The following is a 17,036-nucleotide window of genomic DNA, read 5'->3' as shown; positions in this document are numbered from 1 at the left end:
CCCGGACTCCACGGAGTCCGGGCCCGCGGTCCGTCCGGGACCGTGCTCGTCGGGCCGGCGGGCGACTGGCACGACAGGGGCCTCCAGGGGAGCAGGCAGGACATGATGACGACCGAGGGTGTGGAACTGCTCATCCACCGGGTCGAGCCTCGGGACTGGGCGGCGCACCGCGACCTGCGCCTGGACATGCTCGCCGCCGACCCGGAGGCGTTCTGGGCGGACCCGGCAGAGGCTCGTGCCCGCGCCGCCGAGCAGTGGCGCGAGGAGATCGCCGGCCCGCGCATCCATCTGCAGGCCCGGCGCGGCACCGAGGTGCTCGGCGGGATCGCCCTGCTCCCCGCCGGCTACACGCCGGAGCATCAGATCCCCGAGGACCGTGCGCACATCGTCTCCCTGTGGGTGCGACCCGAGGTCCGGGGGACGGGGATCTCGCGGCCACTGCTCGTCGCCGCCGCGCGGCTCTCGTTGGACCTCGGGCGCCCCGATCTGCGCCTCGACGTCGACGCGGGCAACGATTCGGCCCGACGGCTCTACGAGCGCCTCGGCTTCGTGGCCACCGGTGCACGGGACCCGCGCGAGAGCAACGGCTCGTACTGGGTGGAGTACGCGATCGACGCGTCGGCTCTGGTGAACGGCTGAACCCCTGACCGTGGGGGCGGCACGTCGAATCGCGGCCGCTCGGAGGTCTCTCACCGGTCGACTGCTGGCGCTGTGGCGAGGAGCATGCCGATGCTGCCGCAGTCCCAGCCCAGGCGCCCGCAGCCGACCATGGCCGGTCGGCCCTGCCGGTCGGCCCTGCCGGTCGGCCCTGCGCCAGCTGCTTCAGCCGTCGCCGGCCACGCCTTTCAACCCTGCCCCGCCCGCGCCATCGCCGCGCACGACGAAGGGCGCCCACCGAGATCGTGGGCGCCCTTCGGGACGGAGTGAGCTGGACGGCGCGGGTCAGGTCGCGCCGACGGGTCGGATCAGTCCTCGACCGGCTCGGGCTTGAGGTGGAGACGCTCGGTCTCGTCGATGATCTCGGCCGCGATGCCCTCGAAGGCATCCTGGTGGGCGCGAGCGTGGTGGGCGCAGAACATCAGTTCGCCGCCGGCCTCGAGGAGCACCTTGACGTACGCCTGGGCGCCGCAGCGGTCGCACCGGTCGTGTGCCGTGAGCCGGGGAGCTTCGAGAGTCAGGTTCATGAGGACATTTGTAGCACCGCGGGGCGCCGCCGGGGGAGTGTCCACAGCCCTGGTTCGCTGGCGGCGCAACGTCGTGTGAGCGGGGCCGCTCGCGCTGAGCCGGTCCGGCACCGGCGTCCGTCGGCCGCGCGGCGGCGGGACGCGGGCTGTGAGCGGGGCGGCACGTGCCGGTGCCGGGCTCGGAGGGTCCGGACCCGTAGAATCCGGGGGGTGTCCACCACCAGCGCAGCGAAGAAGTCCGCCTACGATGCCCGCAACCTCCAGGTCCTCGAGGGCCTCGAGGCCGTGCGCAAGCGGCCCGGCATGTACATCGGCTCCACCGACTCCCGCGGTCTCATGCACTGCCTGTGGGAGATCCTGGACAACGCGGTGGACGAGGCGCTCGGCGGGCACGGCGAGTCGATCGAGGTCATCCTCCACCCCGACCATTCCGTCGAGGTCCGTGACACCGGCCGAGGCGTGCCGGTGGATGTCGAGCCCCGCACGGGGCTGACCGGCGTCGAGGTCGTCTACACCAAGCTCCACGCGGGCGGGAAGTTCGGCGGCGGCTCCTATGCGGCCTCCGGCGGTCTGCACGGCGTGGGCGCGAGCGTCGTCAACGCGCTGTCCGGCCGGCTCGACGTCGAGGTCGATCGCGGCAGCAAGGTCTACGCGATGAGCTTCCAGCGCGGCACCCCGGGGGTCTTCGATGACGCCGACGGTCCGGATCCGGACTCACCCTTCACCCCGACCGACGGCCCCGCCGAGTTGCGCGTGGTCGGCAAGGCGAAGCGCGGCGTGACCGGCACCCGGGTGCGCTACTGGGCCGATCCGCAGATCTTCGTCAAGGGCTCCCACTTCTCGCTGGACGATCTGACGCGCCGCTCGCGCCAGACCGCGTTCCTGGTGCCCGGGCTGCAGATCTCGGTCACCGACCTGCGCCCGGAGGCATCCCCGGACCAGCCGGCCACCCGCACCTTCAAGTACGACGGCGGCATCAGCGAGTTCGTCGAGTACCTCGCCCAGGACCAGCGGATCACCGACGTGATCCGGCTGCAGGGCACCGGGGAGTACACCGAGACGATCCCGGTCCTGGACAAGAACGGCCACATGGTCTCGACCGATGTCGAGCGCTCCTGCGAGGTGGACATCGCGCTGCGCTGGGGCGCGGACTTCGACTCGACCCTGCGCTCATTCGTGAACATCGTCGCGACCCCCAAGGGCGGCACCCACGTCACCGGCTTCGAGCAGGCGATGGTCAAGACCGTGCGCAAGCAGGTCGAGAACCAGGCGCGCCGGGTCAAGTTCAACGCCAAGAACGAGAAGATCGAGAAGGACGACACCCTCGCGGGACTCACCGCGGTGGTCAGCGTGCGCATCGACGAGCCCCAGTTCGAGGGCCAGACCAAGGAGGTGCTCGGCACCCCCGCGATCCGTCAGATCGTCGCCAAGGTCGTCGAGGACCGGCTCACCGAGTTCCTCAGCTCCACGAAGAAGGGCGAGAAGGAGCAGGCGGCCCTGGTCATCGACAAGGTGGTCTCGGAGATGCGCGCCCGCATCGCCGCCCGCATGCACAAGGAGGTCTCCCGCCGCAAGAACGCGCTGGAGTCCTCCACGATGCCGACCAAGCTCGCGGACTGCCGCACCCATGACGTCGAGCGCTCGGAGCTGTTCATCGTCGAGGGCGACAGCGCGCTCGGCACCGCCAAGAACGCCCGCTCCTCGGAGTACCAGGCTCTGCTGCCGATCCGCGGCAAGATCCTCAACACCCAGAAGGCGTCCGTCACGGACATGCTCAAGAACACCGAGTGCGCAGCGATCATCCAGGTGATCGGGGCGGGCTCGGGGCGCACCTTCGACCTGGACGCCGCCCGCTACGGCAAGATCATCATGATGACCGACGCCGACGTCGACGGCGCCCACATCCGCACGCTCCTGCTGACCCTCTTCCACCGCTACATGCGGCCCCTGGTCGAGGCTGGGCGCGTCTACGCGGCGGTCCCGCCCCTGCACCGGGTCGAGATCATCCACGGCGGCAAGAAGAAGAACGAGCTGGTCTACACCTACTCCGAGGCAGAGCTGACCAAGCTGCTGAAGAACCTCGAGCGGCGCGGCAAGCGGTACAAGGAGCCGATCCAGCGCTACAAGGGCCTGGGCGAGATGGACGCCGACCAGCTGGCGGACACCACCATGGATCCCGGCCAGCGCATGCTCCGCCGGGTGCGGATCGAGGATGCCGAGGCGGCCAGCGCCGTCTTCGAGCTCCTGATGGGCTCCGACGTCGCACCCCGCAAGCAGTTCATCATCGAAGGAGCCGAAGAGCTCGACCTGGAGAGGATCGACGCATGAGTGTCGCCGTCCGTGTGATCCCCTGCCTGGACGTCGATGCGGGGCGCGTCGTCAAGGGCGTGAACTTCAAGGACCTCCGCGATGCCGGGGATCCGGTCGAGCTGGCCGCCCGCTACGGGGCCGAGGGCGCCGACGAGCTGACCTTCCTCGACGTCACCGCCTCATCGGGCGGCCGGGACACGATGATCGACGTGGTGCGCCGCACCGCCGAGCAGATTTTCATCCCGCTCACCGTCGGCGGCGGCGTGCGCTCGGTCGACGACGTCGACCAGCTGCTGCGCGCGGGCGCCGACAAGTGCGGGGTCAACACCGCCGCGATCGCCCGCCCCGAGGTGATCTCGGAGATCTCCCGGCGTTTCGGCAACCAGGTGCTGGTGCTGTCGATCGACGCCCGCCGCGTCTCCGACGAGACGCCCGAGGGCACGGCCCGCAGCGGCTCGGGCTTCGAGGTCACCACTCACGGCGGCCGCCGCGGCACCGGAATCGACGCGATCGCGTGGATCCGCGAGGTGACCGAGCGGGGTGCGGGGGAGATCCTGCTGAACTCGATGGACGCGGACGGCACCGAGGCGGGCTTCGACCTCGAGCTGATCGGTCTGGCCCGTGAGGCGACGACCCTGCCGCTGATCGCCTCCGGCGGAGCGGGCACGCCCGAGCACTTCGCCCCGGCGGTCCATGCGGGCGCCGATGCGGTGCTCGCCGCGAGCGTCTTCCACTTCCAGCAGATGACGATCGCCGAGGCGAAGGGGGCGATGGCCGCCGACGGCCTCCCCGTGCGGTGACCGCGCCGCTGTCCGTCGCCGCCCGGCGCTCGGGAGGGCGGCGTCCCCTCCCCACCCGGCTGGCACGGGCCGCCCTCGTGGCCGTCCTGGTGCTGCTGCTCGGTGCCGGCTGGCTGCTGTGGGACAACCGCCGGCTGGACGTCACCGCCGCCGACGTCCCCATCGCCTCCCTGCCTCCGGCTGCCGACGGGCTCCGGATCGCCCAGGTCTCCGACCTGCACGCCGCGGACTTCGGCACCTTCCAGGACCGGGTGGTCTCCGCCGTGGAGTCCGCACGGCCCGACCTGGTGGCGATCACCGGAGACCTGGTCGACTACCGTACCGCCGATCTCACGGCCGCGCTCGAGATGACCGGTCGCCTGCAGGCGATCGCCCCGACGTACATGGTGCTCGGCAACCACGATGCCGATTCACCGCTCCTCGACGAGCTGCTGGCCGGCCTCGAGGAGCGGGGAGTGGTGGTGCTGCGGGACGAGTCGACGACGTTGCAGGTGGCCGGCGTGGACGTCACGCTCATCGGGCTCGACGATCCCCGCGTGCGTGCCATCGCCGATCAGCCGGAGCGGGACCCCGCCTCGCTGCTCGCCCCGCTCGTCCCGGAGGAGTCCGTCACCACGATCCTGCTCGCCCATCGGCCCGAGCTGTTCGACTCCTATTCGGGTCACGGGATCGATCTGGTCCTGTCCGGGCACGCCCACGGCGGCCAGGTGCGCGTGCCGGGCATCGGCGGCCTGTATGCGCCGCACCAGGGCTGGCTGCCTGAGCTCAGCGAGGGAGTCCATGAGCGCGAGGGCACCACGATGGTGATCAGCCGTGGGCTCGGCAACAGCATCGCCGGGGTGCGGGTGAACGATCCCCGTGAGCTCGTGCTGATCGATCTGCGCCGGGCGGGCTGAGCCTGCTGGGCGAGCCCGCTCGTCGGACGCCTGCCTCGGGACCCCGTCCACTGGACCTGGACCGCTGCGAACGAGAGCACGGCCCGTCCGGATCAGATCCGGACGGGCCGCGGTTCATGATGTGCCCCTGCTGCGCAGAGGCCTCCGGGCTCATCGAAGGTGCGAGACGCCGGCGCCGAGCAGAGTGCGCTCCAGGAACCTCTCGTACTCCTGGCGCGCCTGCTCAGCCGCGAGCTGCCGGCGAGCCCGCCGCAGCGCGCGACGGCGCGTGAGGATGCTCGTGAGCAGCGTGTCGACGGCGATCTCGTCGGTGAGCCGGTCGAGACGGTCCACCTCGGAGTCGATGCTGGTGAGGGGAGTGGGGGCGGTGAGGGTGGTCATGACTGCGGTCGCTCTCTCCGTGGTCGGGTCGGTGGACGTGGTGGGGGATACGAGGTCGTCAGGTGATGTGACGAGGGCATGCGGGGACATCGGTGCTCCTGGAGGAGTGGTGTGTGATCGAGGCTCGCGCCTGCGACGGACAGCAGCTGTCCGCAGAGCGCGAGGGACAGGCCCTCGTGGCTCGAGGATCTCGAGCCCCGAGCGCGGATCTCAGGGGTGTCGGCAGCGGCCGACGAGGGGTGGGGCGGTCTGCCCCGTCAGCGGGCTGCGGGCGATGTGCGGCCGACGGCGCGGCGACCCCCGCCGGCCGTTCGCTGAGCCACGATGAGTCCGTGGCACCGGAGGGAGTATGCCGAGCAGCCGGACGACACGGCCGGGCTCGCCGGGGTCGTCATCGGGGTCGTGTGCATCTCCATACGGCCAGTCCACCACCCTTGGCCGACCTGAACAACTGATTTAATCCAGAGCAGGTTCGGAGCAGAGCCCGGAGCCGTGGGCCTCTCGCCCGGAGCGTCCGATCCACCCGGTGCGCAGGCGAGGGGACGGTGCGTCGGAGCCTGCCCGGACGCACAGGACCCGGCCGCCCTCGAGGGGCGACCGGGTCCTGTTCAGACTCCCGCCGGGGTGGGCCGGAGCCCATCTCGCGGAGCTCAGCGCGACATGCTCAGCGCTCGATCCGGTATGTGATCCCGAGGCGATGCGACTCGCCGGGCTGCAGCGCCACGAAGCCGTCCTTGGCGACGGCGGGCTCGACGCACACGAACTCGGGCCAGGCGGCATCCGGGATGTCGGCCATGCCGGTCACCAGGGTGTCCCAGGGGTTCCACACGACGGTCCTCGAGGTGCCGCGCGGCGTCGAGACCAGGCGGCGCCCGGCCTTCTCGTCCAGAACCGTCACCTCGGCGGAGGAGTCGACGATCCGGTCCGTGGAGGCGGTCAGGCGCATCGGCTCCGCCTCGAGGACGTCGGCGACGAGCCCTTGGGTGTTGTCGAGGTAGTCGGCGCCCTCCAGGCCCTGGATCGCGATCTCGCGCACATCTCCGACGGCGAGGTAGGTGTGGAGCGCGGCCTCCAGCTCGAGCGCCGCCGGGCCGGCGGTGAGGGTGAGGTCCACCGAGAGCTCGGCGCCGAAGCGGAACTCGGCGAGCGCGCTCATCTCCTGGACGTCCTCCGAGGTGCGCAGCGTGATGGCCACGTCCCCACCCTTCGACTCCGCGCCGGCGAGGTCCCAGCGGAGGGTGCGCAGCCAGCCGTGCTTGACCTCGTGGTCGCCGTTCCGTCCGGGCCCGAACCAGGGGCCGACCAGCGGGATGCCGCCGCGCACCGGCGTGCCGGCGCCGAAGCCGGAGTCGGGGCTGAGCCACAGCAGGTCGGCCTCTCCGGCGGGGACCCAGCTGATCAGGTGGGCGCCGTCCAGGAGCAGCTCGGCCGTGCCGGCCGGGGTGTCGACGAGGATCGCGTCGACCCCGTGGACCTGGCCGAGGGTGACGCCGTCGGGCAGCGGGAGGGACGAGGTGGCAGCGGTGGTCGCAGAGTTCATGACCTCATCGTCGCACGGGCCCGGGCTTGCGCCGCGGCAGGTCAGCAGGTTGCCGTGGTGTCGTCGCCACCCCGGACCGTCGCTGCGGGGGCCGCGCCGGAAGCGGTCTCCTCCGCGCCCTCGGCCGCTGCGGAGACCGTGCGGATGAACAGCAGCAGCCAGCCGTACACGATCGCCGCCGCCCCCATCTCGAAGGCGGTCATGTTCAGGTAGCCCACCACCAGGTACAGCACGGTCACCGTCAGCAGCAGCGCGAAGGCCACCGCCGTCACGGCGATCAGCGCGCCGGGCAGGCGGCGCAGCAGCACGGGCACGATCAGCAGGGTGAGGCCGAAGACGACGACGAGGGACTGGGCGACGATGTCGTGCCAAAAGATGCTCACGGGACGCGAGATCACGGCCACGAGCGCCACGAGCACACCGACCGCGGTCAGCAGCGAGCGCACCACGGTGATCAGCCAGGCCGGCTCCTCGACACTGCGGGCCCAGCGGTCCAGGTCATGGGCCAGGAACTCGGCCACGGTCACCAGGGCGATGCCGGTCAGCAGCAGGGTGAGGTTGAAGGTGAGGCCCGAGAGGTCCTCGCCCTCGCCCAGCTCGGAGAAGTACCGCTCCCACCAGTAGGGGTCCTCGGCGTTCAGGGCGCTCGCGAGCACGCCCACCGTGACGAAGACCGCCAGCAGCGTCGCCAGCGAGCGGCCGGTGAGGGCGGTGGCCGCCGCGGAGGTGATGTAGGCGGCGGCGCCGCCCGCGAGCGCCACCCAGAAGGTGCCCGCGAGGTGATCCAGCGCGACGCCCCGGAAGGCCTGCTGGAACACGCCGAAGAGAGCGCCGGTGAGGAACAGGCCCAGGATCCCGTACACGAGCGACAGGCCGATCACGTCGATCGAGCGCCGCCACCAGCGGTGCCCGCCGAACCAGGGCATGGAGCGCCGGGTGAGGGTCGAGAGGGTGAGCGCCGCGGTCACCGCCGAGCAGCCGAGCACCGTGACCGCGGCGACCTGCCCGATCGACCCGGTACCTGCGAGCGGAGCCGTCCCGTCCAGGGCGAGGAGGCCGACGACCAGACCCACGAGGGCGCCGCCGACCCCCACGCCGACATGGCGGGACTCCGTCCGGGAGGCATGGGAGACGCGCCGCGACCAGTGGGACCGGGGGATGCCCGGTCGCGGCGTGGCCGGATCCTCCGGGGACGGTGCGCCGGGCACGGATCAGCCGACGGCGGCGATCGGCACGGCCACCGGCGTGCCCGAGCCGTCGCGGCGCCCGGTGGGCTCGGGCAGATCGATCGGCTGACCCGCCTCGGAGGAGGCGCGCGCCGGATGGGGCACCACCCAGGCGCCGATCAGCGAGTCCTCGCCGCGCAGGAACCGATGGCAGCGCATCCCGGCGGTCGCACGGCCCTTCGCGGGGAACTCGGTGAGGGAGGTGACCTTCAGCGAGCCCGTCTGCAGCAGCGGGAGGGTCGCGGAGCTTCCCGCGACGGTGACCACGTCGGCCGGCGCCGTCACGTCGACCACCCCGAAGGAGAGGACCGAGGCGCCGTCGGCGAGCTTGATGCCCGCGACGCCTCCGGCTCCACGGCCCTGCGGGCGCACACCCGAGGAGGGGAAGTGGAGCAGCTGAGCGTCCGAGGTGACGAAGACCAGGTCGAGGTCCTCGTCCTCCTCGAGATCGACGACGCCCACCACCGCGTCTCCGTCCTTGAGGGAGATGATCTCGAAGCCGTCGGCGCGCGGGAAGTCCAGCTGGACGCGCTTGACCACGCCCTGCCGGGTCCCCAGCGCGATGGCCCCGCCCCGCTCGAGATCCGCCTCGGCGACGCGGATCAGGCCCAGCGCCCGCTCCTCCCGCTCGAGGTCGAGGAGGTCGGTGATCCGGGTGCCGCCGGCGAGCGACGGGGCGCCGGCCGTCGGGGCGAGCGAGGGCAGATCCACGACGGACAGCCGCAGCACCCGGCCCTGATCGGTGACGACACCGATCATCGACCGGGTGCTGGAGCGGACGGCCGAGACGATGACGTCGTGCGAGCTGCGCTGCCCCTCGCGCTGCAGCGGCTCCTCGCCGGCGACGCGGGCGATCAGCCCGGTGCCCGTGAGCAGCACGCCGCAGGGCTCGTCGGCGACCTCGAGGGACGCCCCGGCGGTCACGGCAGGCTTCTCCGAGGCCTCCAGGAGCACCGTGCGGCGCGAGTCGCCGTGCTCGGCGGCCACCGTGGCCAGCTCGTCGGAGACCAGGGCGCGCAGGACGCTCTCGGAGCCCAGGATCTCCTCGAGGCGATCGATCTCGCGGCGCAGATCGTCGCGCTCGGCCTCGAGGTCGATCTGCGAGAACTTCGTCAGGCGGCGCAGGCGCAGCTCGAGGATGTACTCGGCCTGGAGCTCGGAGAGGTCGAAGACGGTCATCAGGCGGGTGCGGGCGGTCTCGGCGTCATCGCTCTGGCGCACGATCTGGATGACCTCGTCGATGTCCAGGATCGCCAGCAGGAGGCCCTCCACCAGGTGCAGGCGGGCCTTGCGACGGCTGAGGCGGTGCTCGGTGCGGCGGCGCACCACCTTCAGGCGGTGGTCGACGAAGACCTCGAGCATCTGCTTCAGGCCCAGGGTGCGCGGCTGGCCGTCGACCAGGGCCACGTTGTTGATGCCGAAGGACTCCTCGAGCGGCGTGTACTTGTACAGCTGCTGGAGCACGGCCTCCGGGTCGAAGCCGGACTTGACCGTCAGCACCAGGCGCAGGCCGTGGTGGCGATCGGTGAGGTCCTGGTAGTCGGTGACGCCCTGGACCCGCTTGGCCTGCACGGCATCGCGCAGCTTCTCTGCGAGGCGCTCCGGACCCACCTGGTACGGCAGCTCGGTGACGACGATGCCCTTGCGGCGCGAGGTGACGTTCTCGATGCGGGTGGTGGCCCGCATCTTGAAGGAGCCGCGACCGGTGCGGTAGGCGTCGCGGATGCCCTCGAGGCCCACGATCCGGCCACCGGTGGGCAGGTCCGGGCCGGGCACGAAGCGCATCAGCTCCTCGAGCTCGGCCTCCGGGTGGGCGATCAGATGCCGGGCGGCGGCGATCGTCTCGACCAGGTTGTGGGGCGCCATGTTCGTCGCCATGCCCACAGCGATCCCCGAGGCTCCGTTGACCAGGAGGTTCGGGTACTGCGCCGGGAGCACCTCCGGCTGCAGGAGCTGGTTGTCGTAGTTCGGGATCATGTCCACGACGTCCTCGTCCAGCGAGTCCGTCATGAGCAGGGCGGCCTTGGCCAGGCGCGCCTCGGTGTATCGGGGCGCCGCCGGGCCGTTGTCCAGCGAGCCGAAGTTGCCGTGCCCGTCCACCAGCGGCAGGCGCATGTTGAAGCTCTGCGCCATGCGCACCAGGGCGTCATAGATCGCGGTGTCGCCGTGGGGGTGGAGCTTGCCCATCACCTCGCCGACCACACGCTGGCTCTTCACGTGGCCCTTCTCGGGACGCAGACCCATCTCGGCCATCATGTAGAGGATGCGCCGCTGGACGGGCTTGAGCCCGTCGCGGGCGTCCGGGAGCGCCCGGGAGTAGATCACGGAGTACGCGTACTCCAGGAACGACGACTCCATCTCACTGGTGACGTCGATGTCGACGATGGTCTCCTCGACGGCCTCGTCGCCGGAGGGCGGGGTGGTGCTGCGTGATCGGGCCATAAGGGACATCATGGCGCATGACCGGCCACGATCCCGGGATCCCGGGGTCGGGGCGGGACGTGAATCCCGTCAACTCCATGACGTCGACGCTAGGATCTGGCCATGGCGGACAGACGAGATGGATTGCGCTCCCTGCGCCGCCGCACCCGGGGCGGCGACGAGGCCGAGCTCGCCTACCCGGCGCACTGGGAGGCGGACATCGCGCTGCGCGACGGCTCGGCCGCCCACCTGCGCCCGATCCGACCCACGGATGCCGACGCGCTCCAGGACTTCCATCAGCGACAGTCCGAGCAGTCGCGGTACCTGCGCTTCTTCGCTCCGATGCCGAAGATCTCCCCGCGGGACCTCGCCCGCTTCACCCGCGTGGACCACGTGGACCGGGTCGCCTTCATCGTGCTGGTGGGGGAGGACATCATCGCGGTGGGCCGCTACGACCGGGTCTCCCCGCACACCGCGGAGGTGGCGTTCAACGTCTCCGACTCGCGGCAGGGCACGGGCCTGGCCTCCGTCCTGCTCGAGCATCTCGTCGCCGCCGCCCGCGAGCGCGACATCAACGAGTTCACCGCCGAGGTGCTGCCGCAGAACGCGAAGATGATCAAGGTCTTCACCGAGACCGGCTTCGACGTGGCCCGTCGGCTGGACGACGGCGTCGTGATGGTCTCCTTCCGCATCGACCCGACCGCGCGCTCGCTCGCCGTGATGGCGGAGCGGGAGCACCGCGCCGAGTCCCGGTCGATGGCGCGCCTGCTCGATCCCCGCTCCGTGCTGCTGATCGGGGTCTCCTCCCGGGAGGACTCCGCCGGTGGCCGGTTCCTCACCGCCCTGGAGGACTCCGGCTACTCCGGCACCGTGCACCTCGTGTCGCGCGAGGCGCTCGAGCTGCGCGGGCACCGCACCTGGGCGCGGGTGGCGGACGTCCCCGGCACCGTGGACCTGGCCGTCATCGCGCTGCGCCCCGAGGCGTGCCTGGACGCCATCGAGGAGTGCGCCGAGATCGGCGTGCGCAGCGTGGTGATCCCCGCCGAGGGGTTCTCGGACAGCGACGAGGGCCGCACCCTGCAGCGCGAGCTCGTGGCGCGGGTCCGCCTGCACGGCATGCGGCTGCTGGGCCCCGGCTCGCTCGGCTTCCTGCGCACGGGCGAGGACCCGATCAGCCTCTCCCTCTCCCCGCGGATGCCGCGCCCCGGCAACGCCGCCCTGGCCGGTCAGTCCAGCGCGCTCTCGGCGATGCTGCTGGCCGGCACCGACGCCCGCGGCATCGGTCTGCGGGAGTTCGTGGGGGTCGGCAACCGGGCCGACGTCTCCCTCAACGACACCCTCCAGCACTGGGAGGACGACGACGAGGTCGGGGTCATCGGCCTCGCCCTGGAGTCCATGGGCAACCCGCGCAAGTTCACCCGCATCGCCCGTCGGCTCACCCGTTCGACGCCGCTGGTGGTGCTGCGGCCCCCGGGCAGCGAGTCCCATCGGCCGCCCGGGCACGACGTGCGCACCTCGACGCTCCCGCGCCGCGCGCTGGACCAGGTGCTCGAGTCCGCCGGGGTGGTGCAGACCCGGGGTGTGGACCACCTGCTGGACGTGGTCGACGCCCTCGGTCGCCAGGGCATCCCTCTGGGTCGCCGGGTGGGCCTGCTCTCGAACACGGCGGCGCTGGGGGCCAGCCTCCGCGGCGCGGCCGACCAGGCCGGGCTCGAGGTGGTGGCGGACAACCACAGCGTCCCGCTGTCCCCGGATGTGCGGCTCATCCAGCGCGCCTTCACCTCGATGGCCGCCCCCGGGAACGTGGACCTGGTGATCGCCGGGATCCTCGACCCGCTGAGCGGGGACGCCGTCGAGGTGCTGCGGCAGATGGCGATCGTGGCCCGCAACTCCGAGGTGGTGCTGCTGGTGTGCCTGGTCTCCTCGACGGAGCGCTTCGACGTGGTCCACCAGGCGGTGCGCGCCGACGGCTCCCTGCCCCCGGTGCATGCGACCCCCTTCGCGGTGGCCCGTGCCGCGGCGGGGATGCTCGCCGCCGCGCTGCGCCCGCAGGTCGACGACGAGGCGCCCGCCCATCGGGAGGACGTGGACCGCGCCACCGCCCTGTCGGTCGTGGAGCGCTGGCGAGCAGGGGTGGGCGCGGCGGACGGCGCCCTGGGCACCGACGACACCCGTGCGCTGCTGGCCGCCTATGGGATCGACCTGCTCCCCTCGCAGCAGATCACGGACGTCGAGGACGCCCTCGCCCGTGCCGCGCAGATCGGGTACCCGGTCGCGCTGAAGAGCACCGATCCGGTGCTCCGCCACCGTGCCGACCTCGGAGGCGTGCGGCTGGAGATCCCCGACGCGGTGCAGCTGCGCCACGCCGTGGAGGCGATGCGCCGGGATCTGGCCTTCTCGAGCGCGCCTCTCGAGGTCCAGGCCATGGCCCCGACCGGGGTGCCGATGGTGGTGCGCAGCGTCGAGGACCCGTCGCTGGGCCCGGTGGTCTCCCTCTCGGTCGCCGGCGACGCCACCGATCTCCTGGACGACATCGCCTATGCGATCCCGCCCTTCAGCGAGAGCGGCGCGGCACAGCTGGTCGACGCACCGGCCTCCGCCGTCAAGCTGCGCGGGACCCGTGGGCTGCCTCCCGCGGACCGGGAGGCGCTCGCCGACCTGGTGGTCCGCATCGGGCTGCTCGCGGAGGACGTCCCCGAGCTCGCCTTTCTCGAGCTGTATCCGGTCCTGGTCTCGCAGCACGGCCTCACCGTGGTGTCCGCGCGGGCGCAGCTGGCTCCCGCCCCGAACCGCACGGACAGCGCGCGCCGCACACTCTCCGGACCGCCCGGCGCCTGAGGACCACCTCCCGGAGCCGACGGACATGGGAGACTGCGGGAATGACCACCGCTCTTCCCGCTGACCTCCTCGAGGATCTCGAGACCGCCGGCTACTTCCCGCAGACGGCCGCCCAGAGCCTCGAGCGCCTCCTGCGCACCGAGCGTCCCGTCGCCCACCTGGTGCGCCCCGAGACCACCTTCGACGGCCCCGAGGTGCGCCGCCACCTGACCGTCGTCGTCCTGACCGCCACCCACCTGCTGGTCACCCATCTCGACGACGACCCCGCCGATGCGCTCAACCCCAGCCAGGTGGTCTCCACCACAGAGAGGATCCGCCTGCGCCGGATCACCTCCACCGGCCTCTCCCAGGTCTTCGACACCGACGGGAAGGGCAGCCCCGGCACCGAGGCGGAGGTCACCCTCGGAGTGAGCTGGGACGGGAGCCGGCGCCTGGACCTCGAGCGGGCGCTGTGCGAGGACCCGAACTGCCAGCTCGACCACGGCTACACCGGCACCATCGCCCCCTCTGATCTCGCGCTGCGGGTCTCGGCCCTGGCCGACGGCGCCGGCGCCGTCGATGCCGCGCTCGCCTTCCACGACCGCCTGGTCGACGCGATCGACGCCGCGGGGGAGTGAGCGGTGCGCTCCGCCCGTCCGGCCGGACCCCGCCGATGACCGCGCCCGTCCCGCCCGTCGGACCGCCGCGGAGCGCCGGGGCCGACGCCTCGGCCGCTCCGATCGACTGGCCCGAGGACCTGCTTCCCCCGCCCTTCGCCGACGGAGCCCGCCCGGCTCTGCTGGACGTGATCCCGCCGCTGCTCCAGGACCCCGAGCCGGGCCGCGACCTGGTGGTGCTGCTGGACGGGGTCGGTGCCGACCTCCTGGCCGAGCACCGCTCCCTGACACCCACGCTGCGGCGGCTCGAGTCCCAGGTCGCGCGGGTGCGCACCGTCACGCCCGCCACCACCTCCAGCGCCATGGTGTCCCTGCACACGGGCAGGGCCCCGCTCGAGCACGGCGTGCTGGGCTACCTCACCCGCGATCCGCGCACCGGGCACAGCCTCAACCAGCTCACCGGTGCTCCGGGCACCGACCCCCGCGAGTGGATGCCGCTGCCCACCCCCGTGGAGACCGGGACCCGACGGGCGGTGCAGGTGGCTCCCGCGAAGCACGCGGGATCCCATCTCAGCGGGGTCGCCTTCCGGGGCTGGGAATTCCTGGGGCACGGCCGAGGCGACCGGGTGGAGGCGGTCCGCACCGCGCTCCATCGCGCCGGGTCGGACGGGCTGGTCCACCTCCACGTCGACGACGTCGATCACGCCGGGCATCGCCACGGCGTGGACTCCGAGGAGTGGCGGACGGCGCTCGCCGAGGTCGATGCCCTGCTGGGCACGCTGCAGCGACGGCTCCCTCGGGGCACCCGGATCCACGTCACGGCCGATCACGGGATGGTCGACACCTCCCCGGAGCACACGATCGACCTGGCCGAGCATCCGTCGCTGCTGCGGCGGGTCGAGGAGGTCGCCGGCGAGGCGCGAGCCCTCTCGCTGCACACCGTGCCGGGGGAGGGGGCCGACGAGGAGCTCGCCGAGGGGCTCACCGACCTGCTCGGCGAGCGCGCTCTGGTGCTGCGCCGGCCGCAGATCCTCGCCGCGGGGCTGCTGGGGCCCGTCGGCACCGAGTTCTCCGAACGCGTCGCACCGCGAGTCCCGGACGTGCTCGTCCTCGCCCGCGGCCGCTGGAGCGTCGATGATTTCTCCCGCCGCCCCGAGACCGCGCGTCACATGGTCGGGGTCCACGGATCCCTCACCTCGGCCGAGGCCTGGATCCCGCTGCTGCGCCTCGAGACCTGAGCCGCTCCGGCGCGCCGGTGCACGAGAGCCCCGTCGCTCAGCAGTCTCTGCGAGCGGCGGGGCTCCGTCGTGCGGCGGGCGCCAGGAGTGCGGCGGGTCAGTCGTGCTTCGAGCCGAAGACGATCTCGTCCCAGCTGGGCATCGAGGCGCGCTTGCTGCGCTGACGCGACTTCTTGGTCGGCTTCGGCTGCTCGGGCTCGCCCTGCTCCGCGGCGTCCTCCGGTGCGGAGGACGGCTCGTCGAAGCCGGGGAGCGGGGTCAGGTCGACCGTGTCCTGGTACTGGATCGGCGCCTGCTCGGAAGCCGCGCCCTCGGAGGTGCCGCTCTCCGGGGAGTCCTCGTCCTCGGCGTCGAGCACCTGCTCGTCGGAGGCATCGCTGTCGAGGCTCGCATCCTCGGAGGAGTCGGAGCCGTCGGTCGCCGTGTAGAGATCCTCGAACAGGCCGTCTCCGGGGTCGTCGTCCCCGACGGCGTGCTCGAGCTCGGCCTCGAGGTCTGGACCGGAACCCTCCGGCGCACCCTCGACCTGGTCCGCGGCGGGATCCGTTCCGTCGAGTTCATCGAGCTCGTCGAGCCCGGCGACGAACGCGTCGCCCTCCTCCGCGGGGATCGAGCCGTCCGGAACGTCCTCCGCGTCCTCGAGACCGGACCAGACCGTGGCGGAGTCCTCCGGGCGCGGCACGGAGCGCAGGCCCCGGCGGGCGTTGAGGGCCTCGAGGTCCTCGTCCTCGATCATCGAGGGGTGCTGGTCGGCCGAGGGGCGTCGCGGAGGCCAGGTGCGGGCACGCGTCGACGTGCTCGGCGAGCCCTCCAGCGAGCCGTCGGCCTCGAGGTCGTAGACCGAGCTCCTCACGGCCTGCAGGCGCCCGCGGCCGCGGGTCGGCTCGGACGGGGCGTCCTCGTCGCTGATCCAACGGGCCTCGTCGTCCACCGGGGAGACGGAGCGGTTGTCGAGATCCGCGACCCAGTGCGCCTGGCGCGTGCGGCCGCCGGCGGAGAAGGTCATCTCCAGCGTCCAGGTGCCGTCCTGGCGGCGCCAGGCGTCCCAGGCGGTGTCCCCCGTGGCCTCGCGCGCGGCGAGCCGCTCGGAGACGACGTCGAGCAGGGACGGGCCGCCTCGGCCGACGGGGAAGGTGCGGGCGCGCTGGGCGGTCCACTCGCGCTCGGCGAGCACCGGGCCCTCGTAGCGACGCACGTGCTCGAGCGGGATGTCGGAGGCCTCCGCGATGTCCTCGGCGCTGCGGCCGGAGCGGAGCATCGCCTGGATCTCGCGCGGTCGCAGGGGAGCGGCGTCGGCCGCCTGGATCATGTTCAGGGCCGGGCGGTCCGAGCGCACGGCGGCGCGCAGGGCCTTGTCGATGCGCAGCGTGTACCGCTCGCCATCGGAGTCGACCAGGAGCACATGTTCCCCGTCATCATGGATCCCGTCGAGTTCGAGCTCGCGCATCGTCGTCCTCTCCGTCGGAGCCTGGTCGCCTGCGTGCAGTAGCCGCCTGCGTGCAGAAGTCTAGGCAGTGACCATATCGTGCGCGGCTGTGCTTCGTCGGGTCCTCGGCTCGGTCAAGTCCGCGTGTTGCCGTCCATTGCGGAGGCTTTGTTGTAGGTC

The 17,036-nt window shown here is 72.2% G+C and carries 13 protein-coding genes; 7 read left to right on the top strand and 6 right to left on the bottom strand.

Going from position 1 to position 17,036, the window contains the following annotated elements:
* The first annotated feature begins 102 nt into the window (after positions 1–102).
* Positions 103–639, top strand: coding sequence for a GNAT family N-acetyltransferase (locus tag CFK41_RS09760; RefSeq protein WP_096799485.1), 537 nt, complete (start codon positions 103–105; stop codon positions 637–639).
* Positions 640–965: 326 nt separating this feature from the next.
* Here the strand turns inward: CFK41_RS09760 and CFK41_RS09755 are convergent, their stop codons facing one another.
* Positions 966–1,184: a DUF7455 domain-containing protein gene (locus CFK41_RS09755; RefSeq protein WP_096799484.1), complete on the bottom strand. Its 219-nt coding sequence runs from the start codon at positions 1,182–1,184 to the stop codon at positions 966–968.
* Positions 1,185–1,394: 210 nt separating this feature from the next.
* Between CFK41_RS09755 and CFK41_RS09750 the strand changes: the two genes are divergently transcribed.
* The 3 genes from CFK41_RS09750 to CFK41_RS09740 are packed head-to-tail and all read left to right on the top strand — an operon-like array spanning position 1,395 to position 5,190.
* On the top strand, positions 1,395–3,512 hold the full coding sequence (locus tag CFK41_RS09750; protein WP_096799483.1) for a DNA gyrase/topoisomerase IV subunit B: 2,118 nt from the start codon (positions 1,395–1,397) through the stop codon (positions 3,510–3,512).
* Positions 3,509–4,294, top strand: a complete 786-nt coding sequence (gene hisF, locus CFK41_RS09745) for an imidazole glycerol phosphate synthase subunit HisF (protein ID WP_096799482.1) — start codon at positions 3,509–3,511, stop codon at positions 4,292–4,294. Before CFK41_RS09750 ends, hisF begins: the two co-directional genes overlap by 4 nt.
* Positions 4,291–5,190: a metallophosphoesterase gene (locus CFK41_RS09740; RefSeq protein WP_096799481.1), complete on the top strand. Its 900-nt coding sequence runs from the start codon at positions 4,291–4,293 to the stop codon at positions 5,188–5,190. The genes hisF and CFK41_RS09740 overlap by 4 nt, the downstream gene beginning before the upstream one ends.
* A 150-nt stretch (positions 5,191–5,340) precedes the next feature.
* Here CFK41_RS09740 and CFK41_RS09735 read toward each other — a convergent pair whose 3' ends face one another.
* The 4 genes from CFK41_RS09735 to CFK41_RS09720 form a co-directional block, all read right to left on the bottom strand.
* Positions 5,341–5,571 carry a hypothetical protein gene (locus CFK41_RS09735; RefSeq protein WP_096799480.1) on the bottom strand — a complete coding sequence of 77 codons (231 nt, stop codon included), beginning with the start codon at positions 5,569–5,571 and terminating at the stop codon, positions 5,341–5,343.
* Positions 5,572–6,235: 664 nt separating this feature from the next.
* Positions 6,236–7,111, bottom strand: a complete 876-nt coding sequence (locus CFK41_RS09730) for a D-hexose-6-phosphate mutarotase (RefSeq protein WP_096799479.1) — start codon at positions 7,109–7,111, stop codon at positions 6,236–6,238.
* A gap of 41 nt (positions 7,112–7,152) precedes the next feature.
* On the bottom strand, positions 7,153–8,319 hold the full coding sequence (locus CFK41_RS09725) for a hypothetical protein (protein WP_227873029.1): 1,167 nt from the start codon (positions 8,317–8,319) through the stop codon (positions 7,153–7,155).
* A gap of 3 nt (positions 8,320–8,322) precedes the next feature.
* A complete protein-coding gene (locus tag CFK41_RS09720) occupies positions 8,323–10,779 on the bottom strand; it encodes a DNA gyrase/topoisomerase IV subunit A (protein WP_151904725.1) in 2,457 nt (818 codons plus the stop codon).
* A gap of 102 nt (positions 10,780–10,881) precedes the next feature.
* On the opposite strand from CFK41_RS09720, the gene CFK41_RS09715 reads away from it, so the two are divergent.
* Genes CFK41_RS09715 through CFK41_RS09705 form a run of 3 tightly spaced genes read left to right on the top strand, consistent with a single transcriptional unit; the run spans position 10,882 to position 15,430 of the window.
* Complete coding sequence (locus tag CFK41_RS09715) at positions 10,882–13,596, top strand: bifunctional acetate--CoA ligase family protein/GNAT family N-acetyltransferase (RefSeq protein ID WP_096799477.1); 2,715 nt, start codon at positions 10,882–10,884, stop codon at positions 13,594–13,596.
* 41 nt (positions 13,597–13,637) lie between these two features.
* A complete protein-coding gene (locus CFK41_RS09710; RefSeq protein WP_096799476.1) occupies positions 13,638–14,213 on the top strand; it encodes a DUF5998 family protein in 576 nt (191 codons plus the stop codon).
* Between the two features lie 35 nt (positions 14,214–14,248).
* Positions 14,249–15,430, top strand: a complete 1,182-nt coding sequence (locus CFK41_RS09705) for an alkaline phosphatase family protein (RefSeq protein ID WP_096799475.1) — start codon at positions 14,249–14,251, stop codon at positions 15,428–15,430.
* A gap of 97 nt (positions 15,431–15,527) precedes the next feature.
* Here CFK41_RS09705 and sepH read toward each other — a convergent pair whose 3' ends face one another.
* Complete coding sequence (sepH, locus tag CFK41_RS09700; RefSeq protein ID WP_096799474.1) at positions 15,528–16,877, bottom strand: septation protein SepH; 1,350 nt, start codon at positions 16,875–16,877, stop codon at positions 15,528–15,530.
* Between the last annotated feature and the right edge of the window lie 159 nt (positions 16,878–17,036).

Source organism: Brachybacterium ginsengisoli, assembly GCF_002407065.1.
In the GTDB taxonomy this organism is placed as follows: domain Bacteria; phylum Actinomycetota; class Actinomycetes; order Actinomycetales; family Dermabacteraceae; genus Brachybacterium; species Brachybacterium ginsengisoli.
This window is presented reverse-complemented; position numbering and strand designations above follow the sequence as displayed.